Raw genomic sequence first — 13,732 nt, 5'->3', positions numbered from 1 at the left:
CGGAAGGACGTTGTCCTTCCGCCTGCTTGCATCAAATGACCGGGAAACCGGGATGGCGCGCCGGCGGCTCCTGTCCGAAATAATCCTTGAACGCAGCGTCGTAGAGTGCCGTTTCATGGCCGAACATGGCGATGGTGAAGGTCTGGTTGACGAAGGTCAGCCAGTCGAGGTCGCCCTGCCGCAGCGCGGCACCATAAAGCATCGAGAACCAGCTCTTGCCGGCATCGAAGTACTTATCCGGATTGCGCGAGGCGAGCCAGCGCACCGTTGACAGATCGACCGCGGCGGCGTCGACGCGCTTCGATTCCAAGGCCTGCAGCACGTTGGCCTGCGTGTCTATCTGCATCACCTGCGACTCCGGCAGGACGATATGCACGTTAGCCTCGGCATCGACATTTTGCAGGATGGAAATCCGCGTTGCCGAACCGCCGGCAAGCAGCTTGTCGAAGGTCTTGTTTTCGGCGTTCGGAAGGGTCAGCAAGGCGATGCCTTCGACGTAGTAGGGTCGGGAGAAGTGGATCAGCTGCGAGCGCTGGGCGGTCATGGTCATGAACTGGATGGTGATGTCGACCTTGTTGGTGGTCACGTTCGGAATGCGCTGAGCCGGATCCTGCATGACGAATTCCACTTTGGTCGGATCGTCGAAAAGCCCCTTGGCGAGGATGCGACCCATGGTGATGTCCATGCCTACCAGTTCGCCGGCGTCGTTCTCGAAATGCCAGGGCGCGTTGGTGCTGCCGGTCCCGACGATCACCTTGCCGCGCTCGAGGACGGTGCGCAGCAGGCTGTCCGGCGCTGCCTGGGCCGCCGCTTTCTGAACGTCGACCGCGGTAGCGGCGCTCATCACTCCGGCCGTTGCAAGCCCGGCCATTCCCAGTTTCAGAAATTCACGCCTTTTGGATATGTCGTTCACGGCGACCTCCTTTCGTGTTGAGTTCCCCTTTGGACCAGCAGTACAGGCATCGGTTGCAACTGACGTCATTGTCCCTTACAAGAGACGCCTGTACTCTGTACAAGACAGATTAACATCAGGGATCGATAATGCAAGATGGCAATGCCTTGGCCGCTCGACCGGACATCGGTCTGGACGAAGACAAGAACTCGGGCTCTCGGGAGAAGGGTCTCAACCGGGTTCTCCAGATTTTGGAGTTTCTCCACACGACCCAGCGTGCGATCGGCATTGGCGACCTTGCCAGAGGGGTGAATGCACCGCGGTCGACGACCTATACGCTGGTGCGCTCGCTGGTCGACGCAGGCCTGCTGGAAATGGCCGGGGACGGCAATCGGGTCTATTTCGGAAAGAAGCTTTATCTCTACGGAATGGACTATGTGCGGGGCAACGACCTGCTTAGGCGAGGGCGCCAGGAAGTCGACCATCTGTCACGCGAGACCGGCGAGACCTCGGAGTTGTGCATGCTGCAAAGCGGCCGCTACACCATCGTCCATTCAAGCCCGGGAACGAGGCCATTCCGGATCAGCTCGGCGACGGGTCTGCAAATACCGCTCCCCTGGACAGCTTCCGGGCGACTGCTCCTCGCCGGCTTCGACAGGGCGGCGATCGAGGATATGGTCTCGGAAGACGATCTCGTGCTGCCGGACGGGCGCAGATTGCAGCTCGATGATTTCATAGACGACATCGCCGTCGCCAAGTCGGCCGGCTACTGCGTCACCTCCGGCCTTGTCGATGCCTACACGAAATGCCTGGCCGCGCCGGTCTTTTCAGCGCCGGGCAGGGTCGAGGCGACGATGTGCCTGGTGGTTCCCATCGATACCTCGACCGAAAAGACCGATGACCTGATAGAGCTGTTGCTCGAGCGCGCCGCGCGGCTTTCGATCGCGGCATAGGCCGCCTTTCCAGCAGGCCAGCGCCGGCGTCCGTTCAAGCGATAATGTCTGGAATGATCTTGTCTTCCAGCGCCATCAGCCTGTCCTTAAGGAAGAGCTTCTTTTTCTTCATGCGCTGGATCTGCAGCGGGTCGCAATTCATGGCGATCATCGCATTGATGGCGGCGTCGAAATCGGCGTGTTCCTGCTTCAGCCGGGAATATTCGAGGCGGATATCTGCCTGTTCCTGATCGGACATTTTTACCGTCTGCACGTCTGCGGCGCCCAAACTATGGGCCTGATTGGGCGGGACCGGGTCTTCTTGCACCGGCGCGCAGCCCATATCACATTTCATATTGGCGTGGAATGCTACCACGCAGCATTCGACATCGGTGCGCGATGGTGGCACACTGTCATTATGCCGTCACAGAAGCGAGCCTGCGGTGGACGTGCCATGACGGCTGCAATCCGAGGAAACCATGAAAGGGAGAACCAATCATGTCTCTTGCATCCCATCTTGATGAGCTGCAGCGGAAACACGGCGACATCGAACGGGAAATCGACGATGCGATGACCCATCCATCGGTGGACGACCTCGAAATCGTGAATCTCAAGCGGCGCAAGCTGGCGCTCAAGGACGAGATTGAAAAACTGAAGGCGAAACCGACGACGCACTGACGCCCTTCCAGGACTAGCCACGCCGCCCGGCGCGTGATTTCTTTCCGGTGGTATGTCTCTATGCTGCCGGAAACGCCTATGGATTTGCGGCAAGCTGCCGTCTTGTTGTTTCCGATTTGCTGGGCCTGCGCGCCAGTCGCCATTGACAAGCCATCTTTGCTCCTCCACCTCATGCCCGGACCTTCAAGATTAAAGGCAGCCGGCATGACCGGATATTTTTCCTCACCCTTCCCGCGCCGCAGGTCGGTCGGTGTCGATGTCGGCGGCGTGATGGTCGGCGGCGGCGCCCCAGTCGTCGTCCAGTCGATGACCAACACCGACACGGCCGATATCGACCAGACGGTCGCGCAGGTGGCGGCGCTGCATCGCGCCGGCTCCGAGATCGTGCGCATAACGGTCGACCGCGACGAAAGCGCTGCCGCTGTGCCGGCCATCCGCGAGCGACTGGAGCGGCTCGGCATCAACGTGCCGCTGGTCGGCGATTTCCATTATATCGGCCACAAGCTCCTGGCCGATCATCCGGCCTGCGCCGCGGCCTTGGCCAAGTACCGCATCAACCCCGGCAATGTCGGTTTCAAGGACAAGAAGGACCGGCAGTTCGCGGCAATCGTCGAGATGGCGATCCGATACGACAAGCCGGTGCGCATCGGCGTCAACTGGGGTTCGCTCGACCAGGAGCTGCTGACCCGGCTGATGGATGACAACCAGGCCCAAGGCTTTCCGCTGACCGCGCAGGAAGTGACGCGCGAGGCAATCGTGCAATCGGCGATCCTGTCGGCCGAAATGGCCGAAGAGATTGGCCTTGCCCGCGAGAAAATCATCCTGTCGGCCAAGGTCAGCGGCGTGCAGGATCTGATCGCCGTCTACACCGAGCTTGCCACCCGTTCCGACCATGCGCTGCACCTCGGCCTGACGGAGGCGGGCATGGGCTCGAAAGGCATTGTCGCCTCGTCTGCGGCCATGGGCATCCTGCTCCAGCAAGGCATCGGCGACACAATCCGCATCTCGCTGACGCCGGAGCCGAACGGCGACCGCACGCGCGAGGTGCAGGTGTCGCAGGAGCTGTTGCAGACCATGGGCTTCCGGCAGTTCGTGCCGATCGTCGCCGCCTGCCCGGGCTGCGGCCGCACGACCTCGACCGTGTTCCAGGAGCTTGCCCAGAACATCCAGGCCGACCTGCGCAAGAACATGCCGGTGTGGCGCGAACAATATCCCGGCGTCGAGAACCTCAAGGTCGCGGTGATGGGTTGCATCGTCAACGGTCCGGGCGAATCCAAACATGCCGATATCGGCATTTCGCTGCCCGGCACCGGCGAGATGCCGACCGCCCCGGTATTCGTCGACGGCAAGAAGGCGGCGACGCTGCGCGGCTCATCGATTGCCGCGGATTTCGAGAAAATGGTCGCCGACTATATCGAACGGCGGTTCGGGCAGCACGACAAAGCCGCGGCGGAGTAGTTGAATGCGGCGTTTGCTCGGCGCGGCGCTGGTTCTCATTTGCGGGCTGATCTGGGCGACAGCCGTTCAGGCCGATCCACCACGGCCCGCCAAAAAGAAGCTGATCGACCAGGTTTGCAACCTGATCGAGGCCCATGCCGACCGGAACGGGCTGCCCAGGGATTTCTTTGCCCGGCTGATCTGGAAGGAAAGCCGTTTCGATCCCAATGCGGTCAGCCCGGTCGGCGCCGAAGGCATTGCCCAGTTCATGCCGGGCACCGCCAGGATACGCGGCCTCACCAATTCGTTCGATATCGAGCAAGCGATCCCGGCCTCGGCAAAATATCTCGCCGAACTGAAGACCGGCTTCGGCAATCTGGGCCTCGCCGCAGCCGCCTACAACGCCGGCGAGACCCGGGTGTCGCGCTGGCTGAATTCCGGCGGCTTCTTGCCGATGGAGACCGAAAGCTACGTTCTGGACGTCATGGGCGAGCCGGCCGACAACTTCACCAATACCGCCTACGCCGGCGTCATCCGGCCGCTCGACAAGAAGGCGAGTTTCGCTGCTGCTTGCCGTGAGCTGCCGGTGATCATGTCCAGAACCGTGCCGATGTCGTCGATCAACATCAAGCCGTGGGGCGTGCAGGTGGCCGGCAATTTCCGCCGCGCCGCGGCGCTCAATCAGTGGAGCAACGTGAAGCGCCGGTTTCCAGCCTTGCTCAGCGGTCGCGATCCGGTGGTCAGCCGGGTGCGCACACCGATCGGCAGGCGCGGCATCTATGCGGTGCGGATCGGCGCCGACACCAAAGCCAAGGCCGACGATATTTGCCAGAAACTGCACAGCGTGGGCGGCGCATGCATCGTGGTGCGCAATCGGTAAGCCATATGTCGGTGCGTTTCGCGCCATCGCTGCCATCTTGTTCCCCGTGGGCACTTCGTCCTCGATACGTGAATCATATTTTCGGTGAACCGTCAGGCAGGTCTTGCATCGTTGTCGATGCGGGGTAAGGTCCCCGCGATTTTTCGCGAAAGGGATCAGCATGGCCGGCTTCAAGACACTGGACGACATCGGCGATATCAGCGGCAAGCGTGTGCTGGTGCGTGTCGACCTCAACGTTCCCGTCACCGAGGGCAAGGTCACCGACGCCACCCGCATCGAGCGCATTGCGCCGACTATTGCCGAGCTCTCCGGCAAGGGAGCCAAGGTCATCCTGCTTGCCCATTTCGGCCGGCCCAAGGATGGACCGGCGCCGGAATTCTCACTCGAACCGATCGCCAAGGCGACGGCGGACGTGCTCGGCCGTCCGGTTGGCTTTGCCTCCGACTGCATCGGTGACAAGGCGGCAAATGCCGTCGCCGCCATGGACAGCGGCGACGTGCTGCTGCTCGAGAACACCCGCTTCCACAAGGGCGAGGAGAAGAACGACCCGGCCTTCACCGAAAAGCTCGCCGCTAACGGCGATATCTTCGTCAACGACGCCTTCTCTGCTGCGCACCGTGCCCATTCGTCGACAGAAGGGCTGGCGCATGTGCTGCCGGCCTTCGCCGGCCGCACCATGGAGGCCGAGCTCGATGCGCTGGAAAAGGGGCTTGGCAATCCCGTCCGCCCGGTTGTCGCCATCGTCGGCGGCGCCAAGGTCTCGACCAAGATCGACCTGTTGATGAACCTGGTGAAGAAGGTCGACGCGCTGGTCATCGGCGGCGGCATGGCCAATACGTTTCTAGCGGCGCGCGGCACCGACGTCGGGAAATCCTTGTGCGAGCGTGATCTCGCGACCACCGCCAAGCAGATCATGATCGAGGCGGCCGAGGCCGGCTGCGCCATCATCCTGCCGGTCGACGGCGTCGTCGCCAGGGAATTCAAGGCGGGCGCCGCCAGCGAGACCGTCGCCATAGCGGACGTGCCGGCCGACGGCATGATCCTTGATGTCGGCGCAAAGACCGAGAAAACCATTGCCGAATGGATCGACCGTGCCGCGACGCTGGTCTGGAACGGACCGCTCGGCGCCTTCGAGATCGAGCCGTTCGACCATGCGACGGTGGCGACGGCCCGGCACGCTGGGGCGCGCACCAAGGCCGGCAAACTGGTTTCCGTCGCCGGCGGCGGCGACACGGTAGCGGCACTCAACCATGCCGGCGTCGCCGACGATTTCACCTATGTCTCGACGGCCGGCGGCGCTTTCCTCGAATGGATGGAAGGCAAGCCGTTGCCCGGCGTCGACGTCTTGAAGCGCTGAGCGCGGCCGCAAGAGCAGCGTGAAGGAGTGCGCCCGCGACTTTCAATCGATTCGCGCTTGTTTGACAAAATGGTTCGACTTGAACCTGCGTTGCTCTGGTGGTCTGCTGGGCGCGGATCAATTCTTTCAGGAGAAGCAAAAATGAGCGAACGTCTCGAGGACATTGCCGCCGCGATGGTGGCCGATGGCAAGGGCCTGCTGGCCGCCGACGAAAGCTCCGGCACCATCAAGAAGCGCTTCGACGTCATCGGCGTCGAATCGACCGCCGACAGCCGCCGCGACTATCGCGAGATGATGTTCCGCGCCAGCGATGCGATGACCAAATACATTTCCGGCGTCATCCTCTATGACGAGACCATCCATCAGAAGGCCGCCGACGGCACGCCGCTGGTCGACATCATCAAGGCATCAGGCGCCATCCCCGGTATCAAGGTCGACGCCGGCGCCAAGCCGCTGGCCGGCTTCCCCGGCGACACCGTCACCGAGGGCCTCGACGGCTTGCGCGAACGCCTTGCCGAATACTACAAGCTCGGCGCCCGCTTCGCCAAATGGCGCGCGGTGATCGACATCGATGTTGCCAAGGGCGTGCCCTCCGCCACCTCGATCGGCTCGAACGCCCATGCGCTCGCCCGCTATGCAGCGCTTTGCCAGGAGGCCGGCATCGTGCCGATCGTCGAGCCGGAAGTGCTGATGGACGGCGCCCACGACATCGACACCTGCTACGAGATCAGCAAGGCGACGCTGACAAAGCTTTACACGGAACTCTATGCGGCGCGCGTCGTCCTCGAAGGCACCATCCTGAAACCGAACATGGTCCTCGCCGGCAAGAAGTCGGGCAAGGTCAGCAGCCCCGAGGAAGTCGCCGAAAAGACCATAAAACTGTTCCGCGAGACGGTGCCGGCCGCGATCGGAGGCATCGCCTTCCTTTCGGGCGGACAATCTGACGAGGAGGCGACCTCCAACCTCAACGCCATCAATGCCATTGGCCCGCATCCGTGGAAGCTGACCTTTTCCTACGGCCGCGCCTTGCAGGCCGCTCCGCAGAAGGCGTGGGGCGGCAAGGCGGCGAACGTCGCCGCCGCCCAGGCCGCCTTCGCCCATCGCGCCCACATGAACCATCTGGCAGCGCTTGGACAATGGCAGCCGACGCTTGAGCAAGCCGCCTGACGGAATTCAGGTTGCGTTCCCTCCGACCCGGGCCTTTGCCCGGGTTTGTTTGAAAGCAGCAAGGTCTGCAATTTCCTGCAACTAAAAATGCAGCTCGGTGTCGGCATTCCTCGCTGCCGATCGTCCTCCGTGAAAAGAGGAGCAGACCTATGCCAAACAACAAGACCGTATCGCAGGAAGAGTGGTTTCAGGCGCACAAGGCGCATCTGGCGCGCGAAAAGGAATTGACGCGCTTTCGCGATCGTGTCGCCGCCGAACGCCGCGAACTGCCGTGGCTGAAGATCCGCAAGGACTACGTCTTCGAGACCGAGCAAGGGCCAAAGAAACTGCCCGACCTGTTTGGCGGCAACAGCCAGCTGATCGTCTACCATTTCATGTTCGGCCCCGGTGCCGACTATCGTTGCGAGGGCTGCTCGTTTCTTGCCGACCACATTGACGGTGCCAACCAGCATCTCAGGCACCACGACGTCTCGCTCGTGGTGGTTGCGCGGGCGCCGCTGGCCGAGCTTCTGCCCTACAAGCAGCGCATGGGCTGGAAATTCGACTGGGTGTCGTCGTACGCTTCGGACTTCAACTTCGACATGCAGGTGTCATTCACCGACAAGCAGATCGCGGCCGGCGACACGACCTACAATTTCGAGCGGCGTGCGCGGCAATCGAAGGATCTTCCCGGCACCAGCGTGTTCTATCGCGACGAGAAAGGCGACATCTTCCTGACTTTTATCTCGCGCTCCAGAGGCGGCGATCCGCTGATCGGCACATATCACTATCTCGACCTGACGCCGAAGGGTCGCAACGAAACCGGTCCCCACCATAGCCTGGTGGACTGGGTGCGGCTGCACGACGAATATGCGGATACGCCCGAGATGCAGGACAGCTGCTGCCATTGACGACGGGCGGTCACCCAAGGTCTTTCGCCTTCGGCCCGACATGCGCTAAGTGCTGTTCGCTATGCCCTAAAAGGGACTTGCCATGCGGCGCTTTCCGACCCTTCTCACCTGGCTCGCCTTTCCGGTCTATGTCTGGCAAGGACTTGGCGTGCGTCGCCGCACCGCCCGCATGCTGCCGGCACAAGGTCCGGTCATGCACGAGATATCTGGCCTGGCGCCAGCAATCTCGGTTCTGGTGCTTGGCGATTCCTCCGCCGCCTCGGTAGGGATCGGCAATTCCGAAAACGGATTGGCCGCGCAACTGGCAGTTCTGATTGCGCAACGCACCGGCCGCACCGTGCGCTGGCGGGCGGCCGGCTTCAACTCGGCAACCTCTGGCCAGATCCGCGATCATGTGCTGCCCAATCTATCGGCCGATCCGTGGACGCATATCGTGCTGGCCATCGGTACCAACGACACCAAGAATTTTCATTCGGTACCGCGCTTCAAGCGCGAGTTTGGCGGCCTGCTCTACGCGCTGCGCGCCAAATGGCCGGAAGCGCGCGTCGTGTGGTCGCCGGTGCTGGAGTTCACCCGGGCTCCGGCAATGCCGCCGCTGCTCGGCAAGATCCTCGAAATCCGCGCCGTCGAAATGAACCGGATGGGCGAGCGCCTTTGCCTCGAACGCGGCGCCATACCGGCGCCCCGGCTGCCGATCACGGATGCCGATGCCGGCTTCGCATCGGATGGATTTCACGCTTCGGAAGCCGGCTACCGAGCCTGGGCGGAACATCTGGTCAGCCTGGTGCTCGCCAACGAACCGGGCGTCGCGTAGCGGGCCGCCGGCACTAAAGCGCGTCGCGTTCGATTGGCCTCATCCGACGCGCTTCAGGTTCTTGTTTTTATGCATGTCGTTGTCGCAAAACCGCTGCACACTTTTGCGCGACATGCATTACGTCCAGTGCCCGAGCACCGCCGTAATCGAAATCGCCGCCATCGCCAGAAGCGCCAGCTTCCAGAAATCGCTGCGCCGCTTCAGCCCGGGCCAGCCGAGCGGCTTGATGAGCTGGATGACCATCATGAGGATGATGACGAGCGCGAGAAGTTTCGACATGCAGCCTTTGATCAGCATCGCGGCTGGCTGTCAAAGCGGCTCCGGGATCGCCGGCTTCCACTGCGGCAAGCCTCTTTTCAGCACTGCCTTGTCACTTCGATGGATAAATCGGAACGCCGGTCATGAGAGCCGCACCCTCCTGACAGACTGCTGTCAGCAGGGGTGTGCGATAGTGCCTGCATCGAAAGAGAGGAGACCAGCGATGAACGGTATTACCATTCTGCGTAGCGTGCAGCACTATGTCGGCAAGATCCGGACGATGCGCAATGAAATCCGCACCCAGCGGTTCATGAACACCCTGCCGGCGGACATCCGCAAGGATATTGGTTGGCCGGACATGTATGGCGACCGCCGCAATGGCGGCAATTGAGGCAAGCTTTCTGCGTGGCGTTTGGATGCGACCTGGCGACGAGCTGAGATGGGCATGCTGAAGCCTCCTGACAGTATGGTGTCAGGAGGCTCGTGCCATAGTGCGATGGCCGCCGGAGCCGGATGGCCGAGAGGACGATCGATGAAAAGCTGGAACGACAGGCTGAACACGCGTGGCATCAACGGCATAAGACCGTCGCCACGCACCATCGGCGACGTCGTCGAAGGCCAGCCGATGCTGGTTCCTACAGCTCGCCAGGTCCATGCATTCATCCGCTCCATCCCCGAAGGCATGGACATGAATATCCGCGCTTTGCGCACCGCTCTCGCCATCGAGCACGGTGCCGAGATGACATGTCCGGTCACCATCGGCTATCATCTGCGCACCGTCGCCGAGGCCGCCAACGAGGATCTTGAGCGTGGTATGGCACTGGGCGACGTTGCGCCGTTCTGGCGGGTGGTCGACGCAAGCACGCCGACAACGAGGAAACTGTCCTTCGGCGCGGCCTTCGTCGCCGCGCAGCGCAAGCGCGAAGGGCTGGAACGATAGACGCCGAGGGACCATACGATGCGCCGCGCCGACAGGCTCTTCCAGATCGTGCAGCATCTGCGTGGTGGTCGTCTGGTCACCGCCCAGAAGCTGGGCACGTGGCTCGAGGTTTCCGAGCGGACGATCTATCGCGACATCGCAGACCTGCAGTCGACCGGCGTGCCGATCGACGGCGAGGCCGGTGTCGGCTACATGATGAGGGAGGGTTTCGACCTTCCGCCGCTGATGTTCACGCGTGACGAGATCGTCGCGCTGGTCGCCGGCGCCCGCATGGTGCGCGCCTTTGGTGGCGCGGCCATGGCGCGAGCCGCCGACGAGGCGCTGGTCAAGATAGGCGCCGTGTTGCCCGACGCCGAAAAGGACCGCATCGCCCGTACCGAGATCCACACGCCGATGTGGGTGGTAAGCGATGCCGCCCGCGAAGCCATCGACCTGATCGAGCGGTCCATCGAGAAACGTCAGGTGCTGACCATCGACTATTCGGATGAGGCCGGCCGCAGCACCGCGCGCGACATCCGCCCGCTCGGCCTGTGGTTCTGGGGCAAGGTGTGGACCTTGGTCGCCTGGTGTGAGATGCGCGGCGATTTCCGCGCCTTCCGCATCGACCGCATCGCCTCGGTGGTCATCGCCGGCCGCACCTTCAAGCCGGAGCGCGGCAAGCAGCTCGCCGATTTCTATCGCGCGGTGGAGCGCAGCGAGGATTACGGCATGGCGCCGGACCGGGCGGCGCGAAGCTGACACGGAAGATCACAAAAAAGCCCGCTTGAAAGCGGGCTTTTTGTTTTGGATGCCAGACCTATTCCTCTTCGTCGGCGTCCTTGTCCTTCGACTTCAGCGCCGAAAGCTTGGCGAAGACGGCGTTGGCGTCAAGTTCGCGGTCCTCGTCCTTCGGCTTTTCGGGCGCCGGCACCAGCCGTTCGGTCAAGGCGGCCGGCAGCAGCGTATCGCCGACCGGCTGCGCCTGCTCGCGGCCGCGCGAGGCGCGGTTGATTTCCATATCGAGGTCGATCTGCGACGTCAGGCCGAGCGTCACCGGATCCATCGGCTGGAGATTGGCGGAGTTCCAGTGCTTTCTGTCGCGGATCTGGTCGATCGTCGACTTCGTTGTGCCGACAAGGCGGGCAATCTGCGCATCCTTGAGCTCGGGATGGTTGCGCACCAGCCAGAGGATGGCGTTGGGCCGGTCCTGGCGCTTCGACAGCGGCGTGTAGCGCGGACCCTTGCGTTTGGATTCCGGCACCCGCACCTTGGGATCGGAGAGCTTCAGCCGGTGGTTCGGGTCCTTCTCGGCGCGCGCGATCTCGTCGCGAGTGAGCTGGCCGGTCATGATCGGGTCCATGCCCTTGATGCCTTGCGCCGACTCGCCGTCGGCGATCGCCTTGACCTCAAGCGGATGCAGTCCGCAGAACTGCGCGATCTGCTCGAAGGAAAGCGCTGTGTTGTCAACCAGCCAGACGGCGGTCGCCTTTGGCATCAGCAGCGTATTGGCCATTACAAAAATCCTTCTCGTTCGCCCGCGTTCCCGCGCGGGCGGTGGTTTAGAGCCACCAAAATGGGAAAATCGCGGTCTATATAACCGCTCGCTCGCCGTTTCGCAATGTTTTTGGCAGGCGCGCGTCAAGGACGGCACGGCAGCGCGACCAGCAGACCGCGAAGGGTCGGCAGATGACGCCATGCAGTCGAAAAGCTTCAAAAAGACAAAGCCCGCCAGACCAAGGTCGGGCGGGCTCGGAACCGGCGACGGAAATCCGTCTGCTGCGGCTCTGGCTTCTAAAGCTTGATCCCGAACCGCGGCTCGGCGTTGCCGAAAAGCAGCGCCCGGTCTTCGGGCGGGATCGTGCTCGAGATCAAAGCCCTTTGCGGGCGATTCTCTCGATGTCGCCGCGGTTGATGCCGAGGTCGTTGAGCTGACGAGCATTCAGCCGGTTCAGTTCGCGCACGGTTTCGTTGTACATGCGCCAGTTACGGAAAGCGCGGATCGGGTTCATGATAGTCCTCCATCGTTTTGATGCCGCGTAAATAGGCATCGGCGATGAAAAATTGAACAGACGCTTTTGCATGGCCGCAATGCGTTTGTTGCATTGCACCGTTAAACTTTCGTTCAGCCTGTTTGCGGGCCGTCAGGCGACATCGAGCACAATCTTGCCGATGTGCTCACCCTCCTCCATCCGCTCATGCGCCCGCCACGCTTCCTTGAGCGGGAAGATCGTATCCATCACCGGCGCAACCTTGCGTGTGCCGAGCAGCGGCCAAACCTGCGCCTCCAGCGCAGCCGCAACTGCCGCCTTGAACTCCACGGTGCGTGGCCTGAGCAGCGATCCTGTGTGCACGAGCCGCTTGGCCATGATCTTGAAGAAATCGGCGCTCGCCACCGCCCCGCCCTGCGTCGCGATCTGGACGATGCGGCCTTCCATGGCTGCAGCCTCATAGTTTCGCGCCACATAGTCGCCGCCGACCATGTCGAGGATGACATTGGCACCCTTGCCGCCGGTTGCCTCCTTGACTGCGGCCACGAAGTCTTCCTCGCGGTAGTTGATCGCCCGGTCGGCGCCGAGCTTGAGGCAGGCGTCGCATTTCTCCTTGCTGCCGGCGGTGGTGACGACATAGGCGCCGAAAGCGGCAGCAAGCTGGATCGCCGTGGTGCCGATACCCGACGAGCCGCCATGCACGAGCAGGGTCTCGCCGCTCTTCAGGCCGCCGCGCTCGAAGACATTGTGCCAAACAGTGAAGTAGTTTTCCGGCAGCGCCGCCGCTTCGGTGTAGGTAAAGCCGGCGGGCAGCGGCAGCACGCTGCCGGCGTGCACTCTGACATATTCGGCATAGCCGCCGCCCGCCGTCAGCGCACAGACCCGGTCGCCGACGCGCCAGCGCGATATCTCGTCACCAAGGGCAGCAACTTCGCCTGCTGCTTCCAGGCCCGGCAGATCCGACGCTCCCGGCGGTGGCGGATAGGCGCCCTTGCGCTGTTGCACATCCGGCCGGTTGACGCCGGCGGCCCGCACCCGGATCAGGATCTCGCCGGGACCGGGAACCGGTACGTCGCGGGTTTCCGGTTTCAGCACTCGCGGCCCGCCCGGTTCCGATATGGCGATCGCCATCATCTTCGCCGGAATTTTCTGTGCGTTCGCCATGAATTTTCCCGTCGTGCTCCGCCGGTTTTTCGTGCCAGCTCTTGCCCGCCATTTGCATCCATACCCTTGCCCTATGTATGCTCATTGGCAAATCAGGCAAATGGGCAATCACGGAGGAGCGACGATGGCGATCTTCGACGACGAACCCAAGAAGAAAGCGCGCCCGCACGAGATCGGGCAGGATCTGTCGCTGCTTTCCGTCGATGAATTGTCCGAACGGATCGGCATCCTGCGCGACGAGATCGCCCGGCTGGAAGCCGAGCTCAAGACCAAGGGCTCGACCAAGTCGGCGGCAGAGGCGCTGTTTCGCCGCGGGTAGTTACTGCGGGCAATTCCAAAAGCTCGGGCACGCCGCC

Annotated in this window: 18 protein-coding genes; 12 read left to right on the top strand and 6 right to left on the bottom strand. The window is 62.6% G+C overall.

What is annotated here, in order from left to right:
* Nucleotides 1-31: 31 nt before the first annotated feature.
* A complete protein-coding gene (locus NKI52_RS01380; RefSeq protein ID WP_352454853.1) occupies nt 32-913 on the bottom strand; it encodes a transporter substrate-binding protein in 882 nt (293 codons plus the stop codon).
* A gap of 128 nt (nt 914-1,041) precedes the next feature.
* Between NKI52_RS01380 and NKI52_RS01375 the strand changes: the two genes are divergently transcribed.
* Nucleotides 1,042-1,845, top strand: coding sequence for an IclR family transcriptional regulator (locus NKI52_RS01375; RefSeq protein WP_352571992.1), 804 nt, complete (start codon nt 1,042-1,044; stop codon nt 1,843-1,845).
* Between the two features lie 34 nt (nt 1,846-1,879).
* Here NKI52_RS01375 and NKI52_RS01370 read toward each other — a convergent pair whose 3' ends face one another.
* Nucleotides 1,880-2,083, bottom strand: coding sequence for a YdcH family protein (locus NKI52_RS01370; protein ID WP_023678480.1), 204 nt, complete (start codon nt 2,081-2,083; stop codon nt 1,880-1,882).
* Nucleotides 2,084-2,322: 239 nt separating this feature from the next.
* Between NKI52_RS01370 and NKI52_RS01365 the strand changes: the two genes are divergently transcribed.
* The 7 genes from NKI52_RS01365 to NKI52_RS01335 all read left to right on the top strand — a co-directional run bounded on the left by NKI52_RS01365 (nt 2,323) and on the right by NKI52_RS01335 (nt 9,047).
* The gene (locus tag NKI52_RS01365) at nt 2,323-2,502 is read left to right on the top strand and encodes a YdcH family protein (protein WP_023678481.1); all 180 of its coding nucleotides are present in this window, start codon (nt 2,323-2,325) and stop codon (nt 2,500-2,502) included.
* A 204-nt stretch (nt 2,503-2,706) separates the two neighbouring features.
* On the top strand, nt 2,707-3,960 hold the full coding sequence (gene ispG, locus NKI52_RS01360; protein ID WP_352571991.1) for a flavodoxin-dependent (E)-4-hydroxy-3-methylbut-2-enyl-diphosphate synthase: 1,254 nt from the start codon (nt 2,707-2,709) through the stop codon (nt 3,958-3,960).
* A gap of 4 nt (nt 3,961-3,964) precedes the next feature.
* Complete coding sequence (locus NKI52_RS01355) at nt 3,965-4,819, top strand: lytic transglycosylase domain-containing protein (protein ID WP_352571990.1); 855 nt, start codon at nt 3,965-3,967, stop codon at nt 4,817-4,819.
* Nucleotides 4,820-4,979: 160 nt separating this feature from the next.
* Nucleotides 4,980-6,176: a phosphoglycerate kinase gene (locus NKI52_RS01350; RefSeq protein WP_352571989.1), complete on the top strand. Its 1,197-nt coding sequence runs from the start codon at nt 4,980-4,982 to the stop codon at nt 6,174-6,176.
* A 141-nt stretch (nt 6,177-6,317) separates the two neighbouring features.
* Entirely contained in the window at nt 6,318-7,343 is a 1,026-nt protein-coding gene (locus NKI52_RS01345; protein ID WP_352571988.1) for a class I fructose-bisphosphate aldolase, read from the top strand.
* A 149-nt stretch (nt 7,344-7,492) separates the two neighbouring features.
* Complete coding sequence (locus NKI52_RS01340; protein WP_352571987.1) at nt 7,493-8,233, top strand: DUF899 domain-containing protein; 741 nt, start codon at nt 7,493-7,495, stop codon at nt 8,231-8,233.
* Nucleotides 8,234-8,315: 82 nt separating this feature from the next.
* Entirely contained in the window at nt 8,316-9,047 is a 732-nt protein-coding gene (locus NKI52_RS01335; protein WP_023678487.1) for an SGNH/GDSL hydrolase family protein, read from the top strand.
* A 117-nt stretch (nt 9,048-9,164) separates the two neighbouring features.
* Here NKI52_RS01335 and NKI52_RS01330 read toward each other — a convergent pair whose 3' ends face one another.
* Nucleotides 9,165-9,326 carry a hypothetical protein gene (locus tag NKI52_RS01330; protein ID WP_352454847.1) on the bottom strand — a complete coding sequence of 54 codons (162 nt, stop codon included), beginning with the start codon at nt 9,324-9,326 and terminating at the stop codon, nt 9,165-9,167.
* A gap of 202 nt (nt 9,327-9,528) precedes the next feature.
* Between NKI52_RS01330 and NKI52_RS01325 the strand changes: the two genes are divergently transcribed.
* The 3 genes from NKI52_RS01325 to NKI52_RS01315 all read left to right on the top strand — a co-directional run bounded on the left by NKI52_RS01325 (nt 9,529) and on the right by NKI52_RS01315 (nt 10,983).
* On the top strand, nt 9,529-9,696 hold the full coding sequence (locus NKI52_RS01325; RefSeq protein WP_352489312.1) for a hypothetical protein: 168 nt from the start codon (nt 9,529-9,531) through the stop codon (nt 9,694-9,696).
* A 141-nt stretch (nt 9,697-9,837) separates the two neighbouring features.
* Complete coding sequence (locus tag NKI52_RS01320) at nt 9,838-10,245, top strand: hypothetical protein (protein WP_352571986.1); 408 nt, start codon at nt 9,838-9,840, stop codon at nt 10,243-10,245.
* An 18-nt stretch (nt 10,246-10,263) separates the two neighbouring features.
* Entirely contained in the window at nt 10,264-10,983 is a 720-nt protein-coding gene (locus NKI52_RS01315; protein WP_023678491.1) for a helix-turn-helix transcriptional regulator, read from the top strand.
* Between the two features lie 58 nt (nt 10,984-11,041).
* Here the strand turns inward: NKI52_RS01315 and NKI52_RS01310 are convergent, their stop codons facing one another.
* The 3 genes from NKI52_RS01310 to NKI52_RS01300 form a co-directional block, all read right to left on the bottom strand.
* Nucleotides 11,042-11,737, bottom strand: coding sequence for a DUF1013 domain-containing protein (locus NKI52_RS01310; RefSeq protein WP_292655650.1), 696 nt, complete (start codon nt 11,735-11,737; stop codon nt 11,042-11,044).
* Nucleotides 11,738-12,092: 355 nt separating this feature from the next.
* Complete coding sequence (locus NKI52_RS01305; RefSeq protein WP_023678493.1) at nt 12,093-12,233, bottom strand: DUF1127 domain-containing protein; 141 nt, start codon at nt 12,231-12,233, stop codon at nt 12,093-12,095.
* A gap of 132 nt (nt 12,234-12,365) precedes the next feature.
* Nucleotides 12,366-13,376, bottom strand: coding sequence for an NAD(P)H-quinone oxidoreductase (locus NKI52_RS01300; RefSeq protein ID WP_352454845.1), 1,011 nt, complete (start codon nt 13,374-13,376; stop codon nt 12,366-12,368).
* Between the two features lie 124 nt (nt 13,377-13,500).
* Here NKI52_RS01300 and NKI52_RS01295 point away from each other — a divergent pair, with 124 nt between their 5' ends.
* Nucleotides 13,501-13,695, top strand: a complete 195-nt coding sequence (locus tag NKI52_RS01295) for a DUF1192 domain-containing protein (protein ID WP_023678495.1) — start codon at nt 13,501-13,503, stop codon at nt 13,693-13,695.
* The last annotated feature ends 37 nt before the right edge of the window (nt 13,696-13,732 follow it).

The sequence above is a fragment of the Mesorhizobium sp. M0590 genome (genome assembly GCF_040320905.1).
In the GTDB taxonomy this organism is placed as follows: domain Bacteria; phylum Pseudomonadota; class Alphaproteobacteria; order Rhizobiales; family Rhizobiaceae; genus Mesorhizobium.
This window is presented reverse-complemented; position numbering and strand designations above follow the sequence as displayed.